Origin of the sequence: Leuconostoc mesenteroides subsp. mesenteroides (genome assembly GCA_009676745.1) — a bacterium.
Lineage (GTDB): Bacteria > Bacillota > Bacilli > Lactobacillales > Lactobacillaceae > Leuconostoc > Leuconostoc koreense.
The window spans coordinates 359,771-379,242 of sequence record CP046062.1 but is presented as its reverse complement, the minus strand read 5'-3'; the positions used below and the strand labels follow the sequence as shown (position 1 = coordinate 379,242).

Here is a 19,472-nt window from a genome sequence, read left to right as displayed (position 1 = left end):
CAAAGGAGAAACATATCATGGAAAAAGGCACAGTAAAGTGGTTTAACGGAGAAAAGGGTTACGGATTCATCACACGTGAAAGCGGCGAAGATGTATTTGCACACTTCTCAGCAATCCAAGGCGACGGTTTCAAGACTCTTGACGAAGGTCAAGCAGTTACATTTGATGTTGAAACTTCAGACCGCGGTTTGCAAGCAACAAACATCACAAAGGGTTAATTTCTTTTGGAACACACAACTTATATAGGTTGTGTGTTTTTTTGTGTCGTCAAAACGTGGTATAATATAATCGTTAAATTAAACACAAACTAAGGAGTTTAGCACACATGGCTAAGTTAGTATTAATCCGTCACGGTCAAAGTGAATGGAATGCATTAAACTTGTTTAATGGTTGGATTGACACAAAGTTGTCTGAAAAAGGTATTACCCAAGCCAAAGAAGCTGGTGACCTTTTAGCTGCTGAAGGTATTCAGTTTGACCAAGCATATACGTCAGTTTTGACACGTGCAATCCAAACATTGCACTTGGCTTTAGAAGAAGCAGGACAATTGTTTATTCCGGAAGCAAAGTCATGGCGCTTGAATGAGCGTCATTATGGTGCATTACAAGGTCAAAACAAAGCCGAAGCTGCTGAAAAGTGGGGTGACGAGCAAGTTCACATCTGGCGTCGATCATACGACGTTTTGCCACCATTGTTGGACTCATATGATGAAACAATGACAGTACAAGGCAATACTTACCCAGCATTTGACCGTCGTTATGCCGATGTACCTGAAGGTGAATTGCCATTGGGTGAAAACTTGAAGATTACTTTGGAGCGTGTACTACCTTTCTGGGAATCAGATATTTCAAAAGATTTAAAAGCTGGTAAAAACGTAGTTATTGCTGCTCACGGTAACTCATTGCGTGCATTGGTTAAGCATTTGGAAAATATTTCAGATGACGATATTTTGAATGTTGAAATTGCTAACGGACAACCATTGGTATATGATTTAGCTGATGATTTGTCAGTTGTATCAAAAAAGACATTAACTAAGTAATTTAATTTATAAAAGATATGCTGTTTCATAAATTGAGTAGTGTATCTTTTTTTCTGCAATCTTTCGACACTATTTTGAAATTTTGTTTATAATAAAAGAAGTATATTCTGCAGGAGAGACCCCCTTATGTCAAAAAATCAAAATAATGCGATTTATGATTTACATGATAAACCACCTTTTTTTACATGGTTAGGTTTATCATTGCAACATCTATTTTCTATGTTCGGTGCTACTGTCTTAGTACCACTACTCGTTGGCCTTAATCCTGGAGTAGCTCTGTTTACATCAGGAGTTGGCACACTGCTCCATTTACTGATTACACGCGGTAAAGTACCAGCTTATATGGGATCAAGCTTTGCTTTCATTATTCCCATGACGTCTTTGCTGAAGACAATTGGCTATCCAGCGGTAGCGCAAGGAATTATTTCCGTTGGGCTAGTCTATTTGATAGTTGCTTTCATAATAACTTTTACTGGTACTGCTTGGATTGAGTATATTTTTCCAGCTGAGGTCGTGGGACCAATAATCATGGTGATTGGTTTGAGCCTAGCTGGTTCTGCTGCTTCATCAGCAACTACTATGAATGGGCATTACGATATTCGTGTGTTTATGGTCGCGTTGGTAACATTGTTGGCAACGATTGCTTTCAATATGTTCTTAAGGGGATTTTTGGGACTATTGCCAGTACTGCTTGGTATTATCTTTGGTTATATTGTGGCCTTAATCACTGGTCTAGTAGATTTAAGCCCTGTGGCTTCTGCTAACTGGTTCCAATTACCTAATTTTGAAACATTTATTGGTAAAGATGGTTTCGTCTTTTATCCGGCCGCTGTGCTGAGCATGGCACCATTAGCATTAGTTACGCTGTCTGAACATCTAGGACATTTGATGGTTTTGTCAAAAATCACTGGGACTGATTTCTTTGAAAATCCAGGTTTGAAACGTACCTTAACGGGGGATGGTACGGCTTCTGTTGTTGCCGGATTGATTGGTGGACCAGCGGTAACATCTTATGGCGAAAACATCGGCGTTATGCAATTGAGCCGTGTTTATTCAGTTTGGGTCATTGGCGGTGCAGCATTTTTTGCAGTCATCTTTAGTTTTGTGGGCAAGCTGTCGGCTTTAATTTCAACGATTCCGGGTGCTGTTACGGGTGGTGTTGGCTTTATGTTGTACGGTGTCATTGCGGCTGCAGGGTTGCAAGTTATTGTTGACAACAAAGTTGATTATAGTAAAAAACGTAACTTAATGATCGCAGCACCAATTATGGTTGTCGGTATTGGAAATTTCCATTTGCAATTAAGCACACAAGTTGATTTTTCAGGTGTTGCCATTGCTACTATTTTGGGTATTGTATTGAATTTAGTATTGCCAAAAGTGGCTGCAAGTGAAAAGTAAATCATAGAAGGCGGAATTTGTTAAAAATTCCGTTTTTTTTTAATGATTAGACAGTCAATAAACATTGGTCTGAAATTTGCTATTCTATAAAAAAGTTAAAGCTTGTGATACGAAAATAAATTGTAAACGTATACATTTAAAGCAATATAAAAGTCTTGATAAACGTTATTATTCTTATATTAAGGTCGGAATAACTTAATTAACAACGTTTCTCTTAAAGAAAATAAAAAGTTTGTGAAAAACATCGCGGTAAACAGTTGAATTTCAAAATGAAAGGCGTATCATATATTCTATGTTATGACGAATAGCCGATTTCGACCATTTCGCCAAATTATATGAGAAAGGAGAAGGCGCATGGATGACCCAACGGCAACGTTTAAGTTTCTTGGTCTAACCTTTGATTGGACAACGATTATTTCAACGTTGCTGGCTATGGCAATTGTTATCATTGTCTCAATTGTGTTAACTCGCAAACTTAGTGTAAAGCCTAACAAACGGCAAAACGTAATTGAATATTTGTTAGACTTCACTAACGGTATCGTGAATGGACAGCTAACAAAGAAGCAAGCACGCCAGTTTGGTTTGTTCGCATTTACATTGTTTTTCTTTGTAATTGTGTCAAACGAAATGGGCTTGCTAATACAGTTTAAGCTTGGCGATGGTGTGACTTACATTAAGTCACCAACTGCTGACCCAATTGTAACAATGACGCTTGCAATTATGTCGTTGATGGTTGCTCATGGTATGGGCGTTCAAGAACTTGGTTTTAAGGGTTATATTAAAAACATGTTCTTCACCCCATATTCATGGATGCTTCCGTTGAATATTATTGAACAATTAGCCAATTTCTTGACGTTGTCACTGCGTTTGTTTGGTAACATCTTCGCTGGTGAAATGTTACTAACGCTCGTGGCTAACAGTTTGGCCTGGCCGGGGCACTTTAATGGTTTCTGGTCAGTGCTAGCATTGCCGATTGAAATGGTCTGGCAAGGCTTTTCACTCTTCATCGGTGGTATTCAGGCATATGTGTTTGTCATTTTGACAGGTGTATTCATCTCACAATTGTCTGGTAACGAGTAAGAGTGTATTGTAAATGAGATTTGTGTTACAGAGGCACTGTGCAAAATAATGATTCTATAACACGAGTTGGTTTGCTAATAAAACGCGAGAGCGTATCATCTAAAATAGTATAAAAGCATAATATTGAATTAATTCATGTGTATGCGCTACGTATAAGGAGAAATCTAATGGATTTGCACAATCTTGGTGTAATCGCAGCAGGTCTTGCAGCTGCTGGAGCCGCTGTTGGTGGTGGTATTGGTAACGGTGTTTTGATTTCACAGTTCTTGGCAGGCATGAGCCGTCAACCAGAACTTGAAGGCCGTTTGTTGTCACGTATGTTCTTGGGTGTTGCGTTGGTCGAAGTTATGCCAATTTTGTCAATTGTCTTCGCCTTCATGTTGATGGGCAAGTAATCACACAATAGTAGCGGAGGAAAATCATGTTGGGAATAACAACATTGGCAGCACTTCCACTTGGGAACATGCTGTTTATTATCATCGCCTTCCTCTTGTTGATGCTCATTTTGAAGAAGGTGGCCTACGGACCATTGACAAAAGTTCTTGACGAACGTGCTGATAAAATTTCTTCTGATATTGACGGTGCTGAAGCAGCTCGTCAAGAAGCAGAAAAATTAGCATCACAACGTCAAGCTGAATTGGCTGAAACACGTCAAAATGCCACAAAAGTGGTTAATGATGCCAAAGCTAGCGCACAAAAGCAAAGTGACTTAATCGTTTCTGCAGCTAATGATCGCGCAGCTTCTGTCAGCCAACAGGCACAGACAGATGCACAAAAGCTCAAGGAAGACGCAATTTCTGGTGCAAAAAACGATGTTGCAGCCCTTTCAGTGGCAATCGCTTCAAAGTTAATGCAAAAAGAATTATCGTTAAATGATCAACAAGCATTAATTGATGCTTACATTTCAGATTTAGAAACTAAATAAGGAGTATTGGGATGGCAAAAAATATTAAAGATATTGCTAACCAATACGCCAAAGCAATTTTTGAACTTGCTGGCGAACAAGATAATGTTGATGAGGTTTTGACGGATTTACGCACAATCAAAACAGTGCTTAATCAAAATCAAAATTTTATAACTGTTGTTTCATCAGCAGACGTTGCTATTGCTTCACGTGATGACTTGTTAAAAACATTGACGAGTAACAGTACTGACTCAGTTAAAAATCTGGTTAAGCTGTTACAGGTTAACAACCGTTTGAACATTTTATCAATTGTAGTTGATGAATTTGTCAGCCAATATAATGAAGTAAATGGCATCGTGGATGTGCAAGCCACTACGGCTATCGCACTAGACGATGAACGTTTGGACAAATTAGCTTCAGTATTTGCATCAAAAACAGGTGCAAAGCAAGTTAATATTGAAAACGTAGTTGATGAAAACATCCTTGGTGGTGTTATCTTGCAATCACAATCAACTTTAATTGATGGTAGCTTGCAAACAAAAATTGCCAAAATGAAGGCACAATTATTAGGTTAGTGAGGAAGAATAATGGCTATTCAAGCTGAAGAAATTTCTGCTTTAATTAAGCAACAGCTCGAAAAGTTCGACACAACGCTAACTGTAGAAGAAGTGGGAACTGTCACTTATGTTGGTGATGGTGTGGCCCGTGCAACCGGCTTGGCAAATGCTTTAGCTGGTGAACTTGTCGAATTTGCTAATGGCACTTACGGCATGGCCCAAAACCTCGAATCAAGCGAAGTTGGAATCATCATTCTTGGTGGTTTTGATGATATTCGTGAAGGTGACACAGTAAAGCGTACTGGCCGCATTATGGAAGTGCCAGTTGGCGAACAATTAATCGGACGCGTTGTTAACGCCTTGGGTCAACCAATTGATGGATTGGGTGAAATCAAGACAGATAAGACACGTCCTGTAGAAGTAAAAGCACCTGGTGTTATGGAACGTAAATCAGTTTCTGAACCATTACAGACAGGTATTAAAGCAATCGATGCTCTTGTTCCAATTGGACGTGGGCAACGTGAGTTAATCATTGGTGACCGTAAGACAGGTAAAACTTCTTTGGCCATCGATACAATTTTGAATCAAAAAGACCAAAACATGATTGTTATCTATGTTGCCATTGGCCAAAAGAATTCAACTGTGCGTGCACAGGTTGAAACTTTGCGTCAGATGGGTGCTATGGATTATACGATTGTTGTTAACGCTGGTCCTTCAGAACCAGCACCAATGCTGTATTTGGCACCTTATGTTGGCGCAGCCATGGGTGAAGAATTCATGTACAATGGCAAGCACGTTTTGATTGTGTATGATGATTTGTCAAAGCAGGCAACGGCTTACCGTGAGCTGTCTTTGATTCTTCGTCGTCCGCCTGGACGTGAAGCTTATCCTGGTGATGTCTTCTACTTGCACTCACGTTTGTTAGAGCGTGCAGCTAAGTTATCTGACGAACTAGGTGGCGGCTCAATGACTGCTTTGCCATTTATTGAGACACAAGCTGGAGATGTTTCAGCATATATCCCAACCAATGTTATTTCAATTACCGATGGTCAAGTGTTCTTAGATGCTGATCAATTCTATGCTGGTGTTCGTCCTGCCATTGATGCTGGAACTTCTGTTTCACGTGTTGGTGGTGATGCACAGATTAAGGCTATGAAGAAGGTTGCTGGCACATTGCGTTTGGATTTGGCTTCTTTCCGTGAGTTAGAAAGTTTCGCGCAATTTGGTTCCGACTTGGATTCAGCAACTCAAGCAAAGTTGGCTCGTGGACGCCGTACTGTTGAAATTTTGAAACAACCACTAAACAAGCCAATGCCTGTGCAACATCAAGTTGTTGTGTTATATGCATTAACACATGGTTACTTGGATGATGTTGAAGTGTCAGATATTCAACGTTTCCAAGATGAATTGATTGCATATGTTGATGCAAATGCTTCAGAGTTATTCAAAGCAATTGTTGAAACAAAGAACTTACCTGAAGAGGCTGATTTGAATGCAGCAATCGAAGCCTTTAAGGCTGGATTTGCTGGATCTGAATCAGCAGAATAAAAGGAGGCGCTGCTATGGCTTCTTTGCAAGATATTCAGCGTCGTATTTCATCCACTAAAAAAACACGTCAAATTACGAGTGCCATGCAAATGGTCTCAACGGCAAAATTAAGTCAAATTCAGAAATATAGTGCAGGATATGGCGCATATGCAGCTCGTTTAGAGGCAGTTGTTGAACATTTGGTTTCAGCTCACCTCTTTGATAATGCAGATGCTGATCATATTCCATTGATTGCACAACGTCCAATTAAGAAAACTGGTATTTTGGTGGTTACATCAGATCGTGGGTTAGTTGGATCATATAATGCAAATGTTATTAAACAAACCAATGTTTTAATGCAAAATCTGAATTTGGATACAAGCAACACAACGATTTTAGCTGTTGGTGGTAATGGTGCTGATTTTTATAAGAAACGTGGCTTTGAGGTTATTTTAGAGCACCGTGGTGTGTCAGATGTTCCAACATTTAATGAAATTCGTTCAGTTGTTAAAACGGTGACAAGTCTATATGAAAATGAAGTGTTTGACGCACTTCATGTGGTTTATAACCATTTTGTGAACCGTTTGACTAGTGAATACAGGGATGTGCAATTATTGCCACTAACTGGGGACACGCTGAATGCAATGGGCGGAACAGAAGAGCAAAAAGCTGAACTTGACGTTCAAGCAACTTATGAAATCGAACCGGATACAACTGCAGTATTGAATGTTGTTTTGCCACAGTTTGCGCAAAGTTTAGTGTATGAAGCAGTGCTTGATGCAAAAACGGCTGAGCACGCAGCTTCATCTACAGCGATGAAGGGTGCAACTGATAATGCGAAAGATCTTATTGGTCGTTTAGAATTACAGTTTAACCGTGCGCGTCAGGCAGCAATTACGACTGAAATTACTGAAATTACTGGTGGTATGGCAGCTTTGGAATAAGCTAATTAATGCCATTCACTCTATATTTAAAATACGCACATTTATTTTGTGTAGGAATGTATTTGGTATCATATGATTAAAGAATCGCAATCAATGGCTAGCTTGGCATTGATCGGTTCGGTATTCATGTATAGCCTCATACTTAAAACTGAAAGGAAACGACAATGAGTACTGGAAAAGTCGTACAAGTGATTGGTCCGGTCGTCGATATTGCGTTTGAAGCAGGGCAACAAGTTCCTGATATCAATAACGCCCTTGTAATAGATAAGGGCAATGGGCAATCATTGACAGTTGAAGTATCTTTGGCTCTAGGTGACGGTGTTGTCCGCACGATTGCCATGGACTCAACAGACGGACTCCAACGAGGAATGGGAGTAGTTGACACTGGTAATCCTATTGAGGTTCCAGTTGGTGAAGCTACACTTGGTCGTGTCTTCAACGTATTGGGTGAACCTGTAGATAATAACGGTGCAATTGCTTCTGATGTTCGTCGTAGCTCAATTCATCGTGATGCACCAAAGTATGACGAATTGACAAGCTCGACAGAAATATTGGAAACAGGTATCAAAGTTATTGACCTGCTTGCCCCATATGTTCGTGGTGGAAAAATTGGTTTATTTGGTGGTGCCGGTGTTGGTAAGACAGTTCTGATTCAAGAATTAATCCACAACATTGCGCAAGGCCACAATGGTATTTCGGTCTTTACTGGTGTCGGGGAGCGTACCCGTGAAGGTAATGACATGTACCATGAAATGGAAGAATCAGGCGTTTTGAAACAAACTGCCATGGTTTATGGTCAAATGAACGAACCACCAGGTGCACGTATGCGTGTTGCCTTGACAGGTTTGACAATGGCTGAGAACTTCCGTGACAATGAAGGTAAGGATGTGTTGTTGTTTATCGACAACATTTTCCGTTTCACGCAGGCTGGTTCTGAAGTGTCAGCTTTGTTGGGACGTATTCCATCAGCCGTTGGTTATCAGCCAACATTGGCAACAGAAATGGGTCAATTGCAAGAACGAATTACTTCAACTAAGAAGGGATCTGTTACTTCAATTCAAGCTGTTTATGTGCCTGCCGATGATTATACTGATCCAGCCCCTGCTACAACGTTCGCGCATTTGGATGCAACAACTAACTTGGAACGTTCGTTGACACAACAAGGTATTTATCCCGCTGTTGATCCTTTGGCTTCAACTTCTTCTGCTTTGGATCCACAAATTGTTGGTCAAGAGCACTATGAAGTTGCTACTGAAGTACAACGTACACTTCAACGTTATCGTGAATTGCAAGATATCATTTCAATTTTGGGTATGGATGAATTGTCAGATGAAGAGAAAACGACTGTTAACCGTGCACGTCGTATTCAATTCTTCTTGTCACAACCATTCTCAGTTGCCGAAACGTTTACTGGTATCAATGGTGAATATGTACCAGTTGCTGAAACTGTACGATCATTCAAGGAAATTTTGGATGGTAAATATGACGATTTGCCAGAAGATGCATTCCGTAACGTTGGTGCTATTGAGCAAGTCGTTGAAAAAGCCAAGACAATGGCCTAATAAGGGGGTATTGACATATGGCAGATGAAACAACTGCAACAAAAGGCATTACTGTTCAAATCGTGACACCAGTAGGTGAAATTTACAATGAAAGTGGTATTGATATCGCTGTTGTAAACACTCAAGGTGGTCAAGTTGGTATTATGGCAAAACACGTACCAATACTAGCAGCGTTAACAATTGATGAGTTAATCGTCAAGCGTGGTAATGATAAGGAATCATTGGCTGTTAATGGTGGTATTGCTGAGTTTTCAAATAATACTTTGACAGTTGTAGCCGATAGTGCTGAAACTTCGGATGTGATTGATGTATCCCGTGCTCAAAGCGCTAAGGAACGTGCAGAAGCACGTTTAGCTCATGCACAAGATGATCATAACGATGCTGAATTACGTCGTGCACGAATTGCTTTGATGCGTGCCGTCAACCGAATTCACGTTGCTGCATTGAAGTCGGGTAAATAAAATAAAAACTCTTGAGATAATTTATCTCAAGAGTTTTTTGTATAAACAATAAATTATAAATTTTGACAGTGGTATGGTGTTCTCATTTAAACACAAACGTTCGGCTTTATATTCAGTTTTTAGTAGAATGTTCGTTATTAACGAACATTCTTTATAAAAATGAGTAAATACTTAATTAAAAAATAGTGAAAAAGACTATTTTTTTGGTAAAGTAGTATATGGACAAATAATATCAATTCTTTACATATTTTTGACAAGAGAATCATATTGTTTGTGTAGACTGGACTAAGTAACAAGTTGTTACTAAAATGAGAGAGGCCAATACTGGCAACAGGAGAACTGAATCATGAAACAAACTGCTAAGCAAGTTGTTCGTTTAGGAATGCTTTTAGCTATCGCTTTGATTGCATCGATAACATTGAATATTAAGAATGTTCATGCCGATAGCAAGACAATTAATAATTTGAAGATCTACTTTGTTCCTTCAAAGCAACCAGATCAAATTGTGACTGCCACTAAGCCACTTAAAGGTTTATTGAAAGCTCAGTTAAAGAAACAAGGATACAATGTTAAAAGTGTTGATATCAAGGTTGGTACAAGTTACGAAGCAGCTGGAGAAGCTTTATCATCAGGAACTGCTGATATTGGATTTATCCCCGGTGGTACTTATGTCATGTATGACGATGGTGCTGAAGTTTTGCTTACAGCAACAAGAGCAGGATTGAATAAAGATTTCACATCAGCAAAAAAATGGAATGATGGAAAAGCAACTGAAGCAACGGATAAACAAGCATCAACTTATCGTTCATTATTTATTGCTGGTCCATCAGCTAAAGGCCAAGAATTAGCAAAGAAAATTAATGCTGGTAAAAAATTGAGTTGGAAAGATGTTAATTCAGCTAAATGGGGGCTGTCATCAACAACTTCATCAGCTGGATATATTTACCCATCATTATGGTTGAACAAGAACTATAAGAAGACAGTAACTGATTTGTCAAATACCGTACAGGTCGATTCATACGGTTCAGGCATGGCTCGACTTGCTTCAGGCCAGATTGATATTTTACCAGTTTATGAAGATGCACGTCGTGACTTTACTGATGCTTGGACAAAAGATTATAAACAAGATAAGTCAATTTGGGCAGAAACGAATGTTATTGGTGTATCACAGCCAATTTATAATGATACAATTTCAGTTTCAAAGAAATCTAAAATCATGACAAAGGATTTTAAGAGCGCTTTGTCAAAGTCATTTATTAAATTAGCAAAGACAGATGAAGGTAAAAAAGTGATTGCTATTTACTCTCATGAAGGTTATGTCAAAGCAAAGTCATCAAATTATGATGGTGAACGTGAAGCACAAAAGGTATTAAAAGAATCAACAAAGTAATGATAAGCGGCTGGATAGCTGCTTTTTATTGCTTATGGTGCCGAATAAAGGCGCCAATACATAAACTATTGTAGGAAGAAAAATATGATTAAATTTGAACATGTTTCAAAAGTTTATCCCAACGGTGTGAAGGGGTTACAAGATATTAATTTAGAGATTAAAGACGGAGAATTTGTTGGAATTATTGGTATGTCTGGCGCTGGAAAGTCAACCTTTATTCGCACAATTAATCGTTTGAATAGTATTACTGAAGGTAAGTTGACAGTTGACAATATAGAAATTTCACACTTGAAAGGCAAGGAATTACGTCGTTTTCGTCGTAAAGTAGGTATGATTTTTCAATCATACAATCTGGTACCACGTATCAGTGTTATCCGAAATGTAATGAGTTCTTTAGTACCAGATATGCCCATGTGGCGAGTTGCTTTGGGATTGTTTTCCAAAGAAGATAAGATTCGCGCTTTAGAAGCATTGGACCGTGTTTCAATGCTAGACAAATCGTTTGTTAGGACCGACCAATTATCTGGTGGGCAACAACAACGTGTCTCGTTGGCACGTACATTAGCGCAAAATCCCTCGGTACTACTTGCTGATGAGCCAGTAGCAGCTTTAGACCCGGTAACAGCACGTGAAGTAATGGATGACTTCAAGCGTATCAACGAAGAATTAGGCCAAACAGTTCTCATTAATATTCATCATGTTGATCTAGCTTTAGATTATGCGCAAAGAATTATTGGCATTCAAGCTGGGCGTGTTGTTTATGACGGGCCAGTAGCAGGCGTTACGCAAGAAATATTAGATCAGATTTATACAAAAAGTGAAGGTGAAAATAATGAGGTGGTATGATACACTATTTAAACCTAAAAAATTCACTTTAGCTAATGGTAAAACAGTTAACCAAAAGTTCACGAGAGCACCGTTAATTCTATTGCTGTTATTGGTGGTTCTGATTATTTCTATAGTTGTGACTGGTTTTAGTTTACCAACATTATTTACTAATTTTACTCAATTTTGGATGGTTTTTGCTGACTTATTTCCACCTAAGTGGTCATACTTTCCGTCAGTATGGCAACCATTACTTGATACAATAAAAATGTCATTCTTTGGATCATTTTTTGGTGCATTATGTGCTTTACCTTTAGCCATTTTATCTGCAAATAATGTGACAAATAGTAGAGTTATTAATTTAGTGGCTCGCTTTGTTTTGACCATTATGCGAACTTTACCAACACTCGTTGCGGCATTAATTGCAACATATATCTTCGGGTTAGGTACATTTGCAGGTACTGTAGCAATTTTTATATTCAGTATGTCTTTTGTTGGTAAGCAACTTTTTGAGTATATTGAAACTGTTAATATGGGCGCCTACGAAGCACTAATTGCTACTGGTGCTAATCCTTCGCGTGCTTTTGTAACAACAATTTTCCCACAAATATTGCCAACATACTTATCCACTTCGCTATTTGCTTTTGAAGGGAACGTTCGTTATGCTGCAATTTTGGGGTATGTAGGTGCTGGTGGTATTGGTATGATTTTAAATCAAAAAATTGGTTGGCGTGAATTTCAAAGTGTTGGCATGATTTTGGTATCACTATTTGCAGCAGTTGTTCTCATTGAAACATTGAGTCAACAATTAAGAAAATACTTGAGTTGAGGAGAACAACATGAATAAGAAACTAGAAGATGTTCTACTAACACAACCCAAAAGAGCAAAGTACTATATTACTGCAGCAGTGCTTGTATTGGCCATGTTGATTTGGTCTTCTTCAGCATTAAATCAAATGCATGTAACGTCCAAAGGGTTAAGCATAGGTTGGAATATACTGGAAGGTATCATCACACCCGATACTACACTGTTATTTGGTGGGGGTGATAGTGGTGTAGCTTACCTAATATTACAAACTATTTCAATTGCCTTTTTAGGTACCATTGTTGGTGCGTTTATTGCAGTGCCATTATCATTTATTTCTGCTACAAATATTGTTCCAAAGCCAATTGTGGTTATTACACGATTTATCATTATGGCCATCAGAACAGTACCTTCATTGGTCTATGGTCTGATGTTTATTAGAGTAACTGGTCCGGGCCCATTTGCTGGTGTAATGACTTTAGCAGTCGTTTCTATTGGTATGATTTCTAAGCTATTTATTGAGACGATTGAAGATTTAGATTCAGGTATTTTAGAATCATTAGACGCAGCAGGTAGTACACTTTTCCAAAAAATTCGTTATGGTGTGCTTCCCCAGTTGAGCTCGGATTTTATTTCTATTTTAGCGTACCGTTTTGATATGAACTTGCGTGAAGCCACTATTTTAGGATTAGTCGGTGCTGGTGGTATTGGTGCACCAATGATTTTTGCGATGAGCGGATACGAATGGCATAAAGTCGGTGCAATACTTATTGGATTATTTATTTTAATTTTTGTGATTGAATATCTATCTGATAAGTTACGTCAATATTTATTACATGGTTAACTTGATGTAGTACTGATATAGTCAGTACTACTTTTTTTGAAAAAGGACAGCTATTTATGAAACATTTTAAAATATACTATACTTCTGATGTACATGGTTATTTGTGGCCAACCGACTATATCCAGAAGACAGAACAAAATCAGGGCCTAATCAACGTTGCTGAAAATTACAAAAAAGATGGCAATACGCTTATTATTGACGGTGGCGATATGTATCAAGGATCACCACTTATGCAATATTTAAAAAAGAATGATGAAGACGATGTTGTTTCAGCTATGATGAACATGGCGGGTTATGATTATGTTACGCTGGGAAACCACGATTTTAATGATGGTTTTGATGTTTTGAAGGAAAGATTATCACATTTGAATGCCACGGTAATTGCAGAAAATGTCACTGATGAACAGGGGAATTCGTTGTATCCTGCTCAAATCAAAACATTAGCTGATGGTACAAAAGTTGGTCTGATCGGACTAGTCACGGACTATATTAATATTTGGGAAGATCCTACACACTTGGCGGGCGTTAAAATTGAGTCACCGCTAATAAAAGCAATTAAAACAATCGAACATTTAAGAGAAAAAACTGATATTGTGATTGGCATTTATCATGGTGGTTTTGAACGTGATTTAGCTACTGGAAAGGTAGTGAGTCATACAACAGAAAACATTGCGTGGCAACTAACTGAAAAATTGGATTTGGATATTTTGTTAACAGCACATCAACATGCTGCAGTTGAACCACAATATATTAATGACACCCTAACGCTACAATTACGTAATCAAGCGACATCTTATGCTGAAATTGATGGAGAATTTACTGACAATGCGTGGCATTTTTCAGCACGAATAAATTCTGCAGGAGAAAAAAGTAATGCTGATATGAAATCAGTATTACAACCAATCAATAACAAAGTAGAAGAATGGTTAGACCAGCCATTAGCTAGGTTGTCTAATCCTGTAGCTATCGAAAAGCCAATTAACCTAGCCCAATATGGCAATGATTTTTTACGTTTGGTTGCAAAGGTTCAGTTAATGGCTTCGAGTGCTCAAATAACATTGCAGGGACTGAATAATAATCCTGCATATTTACCTCAGGAAATGACATTACGATCAATTTTGCAAAATTATCCATTTGATAATAGCTTAGTGGTTAAGCGGGTTAGTGGTAAAAATTTACGATCAGCTTTGGAGCATACTGCTCGTTATTTTGTGATACACGATGGACAATTAGCAGTGAACCCCGATTGGTTAAGTCCCAAGGTTGAACATTATAACTACGATTTAGTTTATGGTTTAACATATACGATTAATGTTAACCATCCATTTGGAAAGCGTATTACTGAATTTAAATATAATGGTCGAGATATTGCAGACACTGACGAATTTACTGTAGCCATGAATAATTACAGAGCAGTGGGTGGTGGAGATTTCCCAGAATATGAGAAATCGGAAACAATCTGGTCAGGAGATCAGTCAGTTCAAGACATGATTATATCTTATATTAGTCAACATAGGGATTTACCAGCGGCACCTAAACTACAGTTAAATGTTATATATTAGAATGAATATAAATGTTAAGAATGTTATAAGACATTGTAGAATATAATTGTATAGTAAATAATAGTATGTAATATTCTTGATATGTTCCGGACGTTTGTCTATTATATTCAGCGACTAAACTAATACTCGTAAGTTAATTACATGGATGTGCCAATTCTGGTGTGTCTAAATTAGAACAGACAACTTTAGGAGTACAAATATATATGTTTAACATCAAGAAGACTTTGACAATCGCTGCCGGTGTTGCCGGTGCTTTAGCGTTCGGAGGAGCCCATGCTAGTGCCGATACAACAGACTATGTTGTTCAATCAGGTGACACATTAAATAAAATTTCAGCAAAGTACAATGTTTCAGTTGATAAAATTGCTGCTCAAAACAACATCTCAAATGTTAACTGGATCGTTGCAGGCCAACATTTGAGCTTTGCTACAGATAATAACACTGCAGCGCCAGCACAACCTGCAGCGCCAGCACAACCTGCAGCGCCAGCACAACCTGCAGCGCCAGCACAACCTGCAGCGCCAGCACAACCTGCAGCGCCAGCACAACCTGCAGCGCCAGCACAACCTGCAACACAAGCACAACCTGTAGCGACAATGTCATCATCAGAAACAGATGCTTTGAATGCATTGATTGCACGCGAATCAAGTGGAAATGTTAATGCTACTAACGGTCAATATTATGGCTTGGGTCAATTATCTGCACAAGCACGTTCTATTTACGGTGGTAACAGTGCTGATTACAATGATCAATTAAATGCTATGAAGGCATACATCTCAGCCCGTTATGGTAATGCTGTGAATGCTTTGTCACATTCAAATTCTACTGGTTGGTATTAAAATTTAGTTTTATAAAAAAGAAAATCGCCACTTGGCGATTTTTTTCGTTATAATAAATTTATGCAAATAAATTACGATTTTTTAGATTCATATACATTTAAAAATAAACAAATAACAATCCGTAACCATGTCGTTATGGCACCAACTACGCTAAAAAGTTCTCTGGAAGATGGTAGTGTATCAGATAACGAACTGAAATACTATCAAATGCGGGCAAATGGTCCAGGAATGATTATCGTTGAAGCAGCGTACGTTAATGAGCTCGGAAAAGGCTGGGAAGGAGGGCTTTCAGCTGCGGATGACGATAAAATCACGGGATTGTCGAAGTTAGCTAGTGTAATTCATTCAGGTGGCGCTAAGGCTATTCTGCAGCTATTTGCAGCTGGTCGACAGTCAGACCAAACAATTTTGCGTGGTAAACAAAATGTTTCAGCTTCTTCTCAACCTTACCCTCACGGTAACCATGAAACGCCTCGTGAGCTTAAGCATGAAGAGATTTCGCAAACCATTGAGGATTTCGCAGCAGCAACAAAACGAGCTATATTAGCTGGATTCGATGGTGTTGAATTGCATGGTGCGAATTTGTATTTATTACAACAGTTCTTTTCACCAGAAAGTAATAGACGCCAAGATATTTGGGGTGGGACTTTAGAAAAAAGAATGCGTTTTGGATTAGCGGTTACCGCTAAAGTCGCTGACACCATTGATAAGTATGCGGAACGTCCATTTTTGATGGGGTATAGGCAATCTCCAGAGGAATCAACTACCCCAGGCATCACATTGTCAGATTCATTAGCTTTTGTAAAAAGGTTGGTTGCGCTACCGATAGACTATTTACATTTGTCACTAAAGGATGCTTTTCAAAAACCTTTTCGTGATGCAAAAGCTGCCAAAAAAATAACGGCTTATTACACGGAAGTTTTACCTAATGATGTACCATTAATGGTAGCAGGACTTATTAAACAACCTATGCAGGTCGAGTCATTACTCGATGAAGGAGTCACCTTTGCGGCTATGGGCAGAGCGCTGATTGCTGACCCAAATTGGGTTCAGAAAGTAAAATTGAATGATGAGAAGTCTATTAGGTACGCTGTTTCTCCAGCTGATTTTGATTTATTAGGAGTACCCCAGCCATTAAAAAAATGGCTATTGACTCGTTTTAAAAATGGCTTCCCAATAACAACGGACATAGAATTTGATCCAAAGGCACCCTGGAAATACTATAAAAGTACGCCAATTCAGCCTAGAAAACAGATTGATCCAACAAAATTAATGACTTTGAAGAAAAAGGGTTGACGGTAATTAATATTCTTGATATACTAATATAGTTGTTTGATTGAAACAAATAACATATTGATCATGGCTCGTTGGTCAAGTGGTTAAGACGCCGCCCTTTCACGGCAGAATCGAGAGTTCGATTCTCTCACGAGCTATCAAAAGTCACAACTTAGGTTGTGGCTTTTTTTGTACAAAAAATAAAATAAAATAAAAAAGCGTTCTTAGAACGCTTAAGCATGTTTATGATTAACAGTAGCTGCTATGGCTGAATTCACAATAGCATCGAAGTTATTTTTTTCAAAATCATCCAAACCAGCACGAGTAGATCCACCTGGAGAAGCAACGTTGTTCATTAATGTCACTGCATCACGATTTGAGTTTTGCAGAGTTTCAGTTGTACCAGCAACAGTTGAAGCAGCGATAGTTGCTGCACTTTCGCTATCTAATCCGTTGTTGATTCCGGCTTGAGTTAAAGCATCGATAAACTTGAGGACAAATGCAGGGCCTGAACCCGCAATTGCTGAAAAGATAGCAAAATGTTGTTCATCAAGGACGCTAGTAGTACCTAACAAATGCCAGTAATTTTGCACAACTTCTATTTGGTGTTCGTTTAAGCGGTTTGAAAATGCTAAAGCGGTACTTCCTTGACCAATTGCTGAGTTAATATTAGGTAATGAACGCACATTGAAAGCTGTTGGGAACGCCTTATCAAGATCCGCAACCGTTACTTGCGCGAGTACTGAGATAACAATTTTACCGTCTAGGTTCAAAGAATTACTCATCGTGTGTAGTTGGTTAGGTAAAAAAGCGATGATGACAATATCACACGCTTTGGTGATTGTTTCTGGGTCGGCTGCTTGGATATGTAACTTTTCTGCCAATTTAGCCGCACTGTGTGGAGAGGAAACATAAATACTCTTGCTGGCAATACCTGCGTGGATTAATCCTTTAATCATCGCAGTAGCCATGTTACCAGCACCAATGAAACCATAATTCATAGTCGAAACTCCTTTATGTTTTATAGTTACATTATAACAAACAACAGCTGTTTATTTTATGTGGCTCTTGTTTTAAGTTTTAGTAGGCTAGTCAAACTTGCTGCAACTAACATTAAGAATGCAGCAGTTAAAAAGGTTACTTGTACACCATGCAAATCAACTATTTCAGCACTGAGGTGTGCATGTTTATGACCGTAGTTAAGTGCACTTTTTGTCATAATTGTCACCAAAGCGGCTGTACCAAATGATGCTGCGAGTTGTCTGATTGTGGTAAACATAGCAGATCCATCAGGAATAAGTGTTAAAGGTAATGCATTGAAGGCCTCTGTTTGAATTGGCATTAGGACCAATACGAGTCCAAGTTGACGGATAAACTGCCCAATAACAGCGAGCCAAAGTGAGGTTGTTAATGTTAGCGAAGCTAAAATAAAAGTACCAAGTGCTGTAATCATAATACCAACTAATGTTAAGTACTTAGCACCGTAACGATCGTATAAACGACCACTCCATGGTGATAAAAATGCGGTCACCAAGGCGCCAGGGAACAACACTAGACCTGATTGGAAAGCTGTGGTACCACGTACATTCTGCATATAAAGGGGTAGCATCAGTGCACCGCCATACATAGCAATCATCAAAACAACATTAATTAAAACAGCAACATTAAATTGTCGATATTTAAATACAGACATGTTTAACAGGGGTGTTTTGGTTGTAAACTGGTGCCAAATGAATAAACTGGTAACAATAATACCTATTAATACAAATCCCCACACAGTAAATTCATTCCAAGGGGTTGCCCCTGCATTAGAAAATCCGTAAAGTAATGATCCAAGGCCAATGCTTGACAAAACAACGCCGATAAAATCGAATTTCAACTTCTTTTGTTGCCCGATATTTTGTAGTAAGAAATAAGCCAAGATGAAGTTCGCGATAATTAATGGTGCGACAAGGTAGAATAGGAAGCGCCAACTTAAATTAGTAACGACTAGCCCTGACAAGCTAGGGCCTAAAGCAGGAGCAAAGTTAAGCGCCAAACCAATTGTTCCCATGGCAGATCCACGTTCATCGGGCGAGAATAAGTTCATGACAATGACGTTCATTAAGGGGCCAAATACACCAGCGCCCAAGGCTTGAATCATTCGCCCGATAATGAGGATATCAAATGTTGGCGCAAATCCAGCGATGATTGTTCCTGCGGCAAACAGTCCGGCAGCGGTCAAGTACAATGTACGAGTTGTTAGGCGTTGAATCAGGAAAGCTGTTAACGGAACCATCACCCCATTGACTAACATGTAGCCATTTGTCATCCATTGGCCTAAATCTGTGGAAATATGAAAGTCACGCATGATATCTGGTAAGGCAACATTCATTAATGTTTGATTTAAAAAGCCTAAAAAGGTACCAATCACTAATATGACTAAGATTGTTTTTTGCTTTTTTGTTATATTCAATAGTA

At 38.7% G+C, this 19,472-nt stretch carries 20 protein-coding genes and 1 tRNA gene; 19 read left to right on the top strand and 2 right to left on the bottom strand.

The window, feature by feature from the left end:
• Positions 1-17 precede the first annotated feature (17 nt).
• The 19 genes from GJV51_01810 to GJV51_01720 all read left to right on the top strand — a co-directional run bounded on the left by GJV51_01810 (position 18) and on the right by GJV51_01720 (position 17,170).
• Complete coding sequence (locus GJV51_01810) at positions 18-218, top strand: cold-shock protein (GenBank protein ID QGM24795.1); 201 nt, start codon at positions 18-20, stop codon at positions 216-218.
• A 107-nt stretch (positions 219-325) separates the two neighbouring features.
• Complete coding sequence (gpmA, locus tag GJV51_01805) at positions 326-1,039, top strand: 2,3-diphosphoglycerate-dependent phosphoglycerate mutase (protein ID QGM24794.1); 714 nt, start codon at positions 326-328, stop codon at positions 1,037-1,039.
• A 126-nt stretch (positions 1,040-1,165) separates the two neighbouring features.
• Positions 1,166-2,437 (top strand): uracil permease, encoded by a 1,272-nt coding sequence (locus tag GJV51_01800; GenBank protein ID QGM24793.1) that lies wholly within the window; start codon positions 1,166-1,168, stop codon positions 2,435-2,437.
• 354 nt (positions 2,438-2,791) lie between these two features.
• Positions 2,792-3,517, top strand: a complete 726-nt coding sequence (atpB, locus tag GJV51_01795; GenBank protein ID QGM24792.1) for a F0F1 ATP synthase subunit A — start codon at positions 2,792-2,794, stop codon at positions 3,515-3,517.
• 167 nt (positions 3,518-3,684) lie between these two features.
• The gene (gene atpE / locus GJV51_01790) at positions 3,685-3,912 is read left to right on the top strand and encodes a F0F1 ATP synthase subunit C (GenBank protein QGM24791.1); all 228 of its coding nucleotides are present in this window, start codon (positions 3,685-3,687) and stop codon (positions 3,910-3,912) included.
• Positions 3,913-3,938: 26 nt separating this feature from the next.
• Positions 3,939-4,442, top strand: a complete 504-nt coding sequence (gene atpF / locus GJV51_01785; GenBank protein QGM24790.1) for a F0F1 ATP synthase subunit B — start codon at positions 3,939-3,941, stop codon at positions 4,440-4,442.
• Positions 4,443-4,453: 11 nt separating this feature from the next.
• Positions 4,454-4,996, top strand: coding sequence for a F0F1 ATP synthase subunit delta (locus GJV51_01780; GenBank protein ID QGM24789.1), 543 nt, complete (start codon positions 4,454-4,456; stop codon positions 4,994-4,996).
• A gap of 12 nt (positions 4,997-5,008) precedes the next feature.
• Positions 5,009-6,526 carry a F0F1 ATP synthase subunit alpha gene (locus GJV51_01775; GenBank protein QGM24788.1) on the top strand — a complete coding sequence of 506 codons (1,518 nt, stop codon included), beginning with the start codon at positions 5,009-5,011 and terminating at the stop codon, positions 6,524-6,526.
• Between the two features lie 14 nt (positions 6,527-6,540).
• Positions 6,541-7,449, top strand: coding sequence for a F0F1 ATP synthase subunit gamma (locus GJV51_01770; protein ID QGM24787.1), 909 nt, complete (start codon positions 6,541-6,543; stop codon positions 7,447-7,449).
• A gap of 164 nt (positions 7,450-7,613) precedes the next feature.
• Positions 7,614-9,011 carry a F0F1 ATP synthase subunit beta gene (gene atpD, locus GJV51_01765; GenBank protein QGM24786.1) on the top strand — a complete coding sequence of 466 codons (1,398 nt, stop codon included), beginning with the start codon at positions 7,614-7,616 and terminating at the stop codon, positions 9,009-9,011.
• A gap of 17 nt (positions 9,012-9,028) precedes the next feature.
• Positions 9,029-9,472, top strand: coding sequence for a F0F1 ATP synthase subunit epsilon (locus GJV51_01760; GenBank protein QGM24785.1), 444 nt, complete (start codon positions 9,029-9,031; stop codon positions 9,470-9,472).
• A gap of 346 nt (positions 9,473-9,818) precedes the next feature.
• A complete protein-coding gene (locus GJV51_01755) occupies positions 9,819-10,862 on the top strand; it encodes a PhnD/SsuA/transferrin family substrate-binding protein (GenBank protein ID QGM24784.1) in 1,044 nt (347 codons plus the stop codon).
• An 84-nt stretch (positions 10,863-10,946) separates the two neighbouring features.
• Positions 10,947-11,708 carry a phosphonate ABC transporter ATP-binding protein gene (gene phnC, locus GJV51_01750; GenBank protein QGM24783.1) on the top strand — a complete coding sequence of 254 codons (762 nt, stop codon included), beginning with the start codon at positions 10,947-10,949 and terminating at the stop codon, positions 11,706-11,708.
• Positions 11,695-12,516: a phosphonate ABC transporter, permease protein PhnE gene (gene phnE / locus GJV51_01745; GenBank protein ID QGM24782.1), complete on the top strand. Its 822-nt coding sequence runs from the start codon at positions 11,695-11,697 to the stop codon at positions 12,514-12,516. The genes phnC and phnE (GJV51_01745) overlap by 14 nt, the downstream gene beginning before the upstream one ends.
• A 10-nt stretch (positions 12,517-12,526) precedes the next feature.
• Positions 12,527-13,336, top strand: coding sequence for a phosphonate ABC transporter, permease protein PhnE (gene phnE, locus GJV51_01740; protein QGM24781.1), 810 nt, complete (start codon positions 12,527-12,529; stop codon positions 13,334-13,336).
• 56 nt (positions 13,337-13,392) lie between these two features.
• Positions 13,393-14,898 carry a bifunctional metallophosphatase/5'-nucleotidase gene (locus tag GJV51_01735; protein ID QGM24780.1) on the top strand — a complete coding sequence of 502 codons (1,506 nt, stop codon included), beginning with the start codon at positions 13,393-13,395 and terminating at the stop codon, positions 14,896-14,898.
• 203 nt (positions 14,899-15,101) lie between these two features.
• Positions 15,102-15,737, top strand: a complete 636-nt coding sequence (locus GJV51_01730; GenBank protein QGM24779.1) for a LysM peptidoglycan-binding domain-containing protein — start codon at positions 15,102-15,104, stop codon at positions 15,735-15,737.
• A 60-nt stretch (positions 15,738-15,797) separates the two neighbouring features.
• A complete protein-coding gene (locus GJV51_01725) occupies positions 15,798-17,033 on the top strand; it encodes an NADH-dependent flavin oxidoreductase (protein ID QGM24778.1) in 1,236 nt (411 codons plus the stop codon).
• 65 nt (positions 17,034-17,098) lie between these two features.
• Positions 17,099-17,170 (top strand) — tRNA-Glu (locus GJV51_01720).
• Between the two features lie 75 nt (positions 17,171-17,245).
• Here the strand turns inward: GJV51_01720 and proC are convergent.
• Positions 17,246-18,013, bottom strand: a complete 768-nt coding sequence (gene proC / locus GJV51_01715; GenBank protein ID QGM24777.1) for a pyrroline-5-carboxylate reductase — start codon at positions 18,011-18,013, stop codon at positions 17,246-17,248.
• A 56-nt stretch (positions 18,014-18,069) separates the two neighbouring features.
• Positions 18,070-19,467, bottom strand: coding sequence for a DHA2 family efflux MFS transporter permease subunit (locus tag GJV51_01710; protein QGM24776.1), 1,398 nt, complete (start codon positions 19,465-19,467; stop codon positions 18,070-18,072).
• Positions 19,468-19,472: the final 5 nt, after the last annotated feature.

Bases quoted from the DNA above. Each gene is read 5' to 3' on its own strand.
- proC (QGM24777.1), bottom strand. From the start codon at position 18,013: ATGAATTATGGTTTCATTGGTGCTGGTAACATGGCTACTGCGATGATT.
- GJV51_01725 (QGM24778.1), top strand. From the start codon at position 15,798: ATGCAAATAAATTACGATTTTTTAGATTCATATACATTTAAAAATAAA.
- GJV51_01800 (QGM24793.1), top strand. From the start codon at position 1,166: ATGTCAAAAAATCAAAATAATGCGATTTATGATTTACATGATAAACCA.
- GJV51_01755 (QGM24784.1), top strand. From the start codon at position 9,819: ATGAAACAAACTGCTAAGCAAGTTGTTCGTTTAGGAATGCTTTTAGCT.
- GJV51_01770 (QGM24787.1), top strand. From the start codon at position 6,541: ATGGCTTCTTTGCAAGATATTCAGCGTCGTATTTCATCCACTAAAAAA.
- phnE (QGM24782.1), top strand. From the start codon at position 11,695: ATGAGGTGGTATGATACACTATTTAAACCTAAAAAATTCACTTTAGCT.
- atpE (QGM24791.1), top strand. From the start codon at position 3,685: ATGGATTTGCACAATCTTGGTGTAATCGCAGCAGGTCTTGCAGCTGCT.
- GJV51_01810 (QGM24795.1), top strand. From the start codon at position 18: ATGGAAAAAGGCACAGTAAAGTGGTTTAACGGAGAAAAGGGTTACGGA.
- atpB (QGM24792.1), top strand. From the start codon at position 2,792: ATGGATGACCCAACGGCAACGTTTAAGTTTCTTGGTCTAACCTTTGAT.
- phnC (QGM24783.1), top strand. From the start codon at position 10,947: ATGATTAAATTTGAACATGTTTCAAAAGTTTATCCCAACGGTGTGAAG.
- gpmA (QGM24794.1), top strand. From the start codon at position 326: ATGGCTAAGTTAGTATTAATCCGTCACGGTCAAAGTGAATGGAATGCA.
- GJV51_01730 (QGM24779.1), top strand. From the start codon at position 15,102: ATGTTTAACATCAAGAAGACTTTGACAATCGCTGCCGGTGTTGCCGGT.
- phnE (QGM24781.1), top strand. From the start codon at position 12,527: ATGAATAAGAAACTAGAAGATGTTCTACTAACACAACCCAAAAGAGCA.
- atpF (QGM24790.1), top strand. From the start codon at position 3,939: ATGTTGGGAATAACAACATTGGCAGCACTTCCACTTGGGAACATGCTG.
- GJV51_01775 (QGM24788.1), top strand. From the start codon at position 5,009: ATGGCTATTCAAGCTGAAGAAATTTCTGCTTTAATTAAGCAACAGCTC.
- GJV51_01780 (QGM24789.1), top strand. From the start codon at position 4,454: ATGGCAAAAAATATTAAAGATATTGCTAACCAATACGCCAAAGCAATT.
- GJV51_01760 (QGM24785.1), top strand. From the start codon at position 9,029: ATGGCAGATGAAACAACTGCAACAAAAGGCATTACTGTTCAAATCGTG.
- GJV51_01735 (QGM24780.1), top strand. From the start codon at position 13,393: ATGAAACATTTTAAAATATACTATACTTCTGATGTACATGGTTATTTG.
- atpD (QGM24786.1), top strand. From the start codon at position 7,614: ATGAGTACTGGAAAAGTCGTACAAGTGATTGGTCCGGTCGTCGATATT.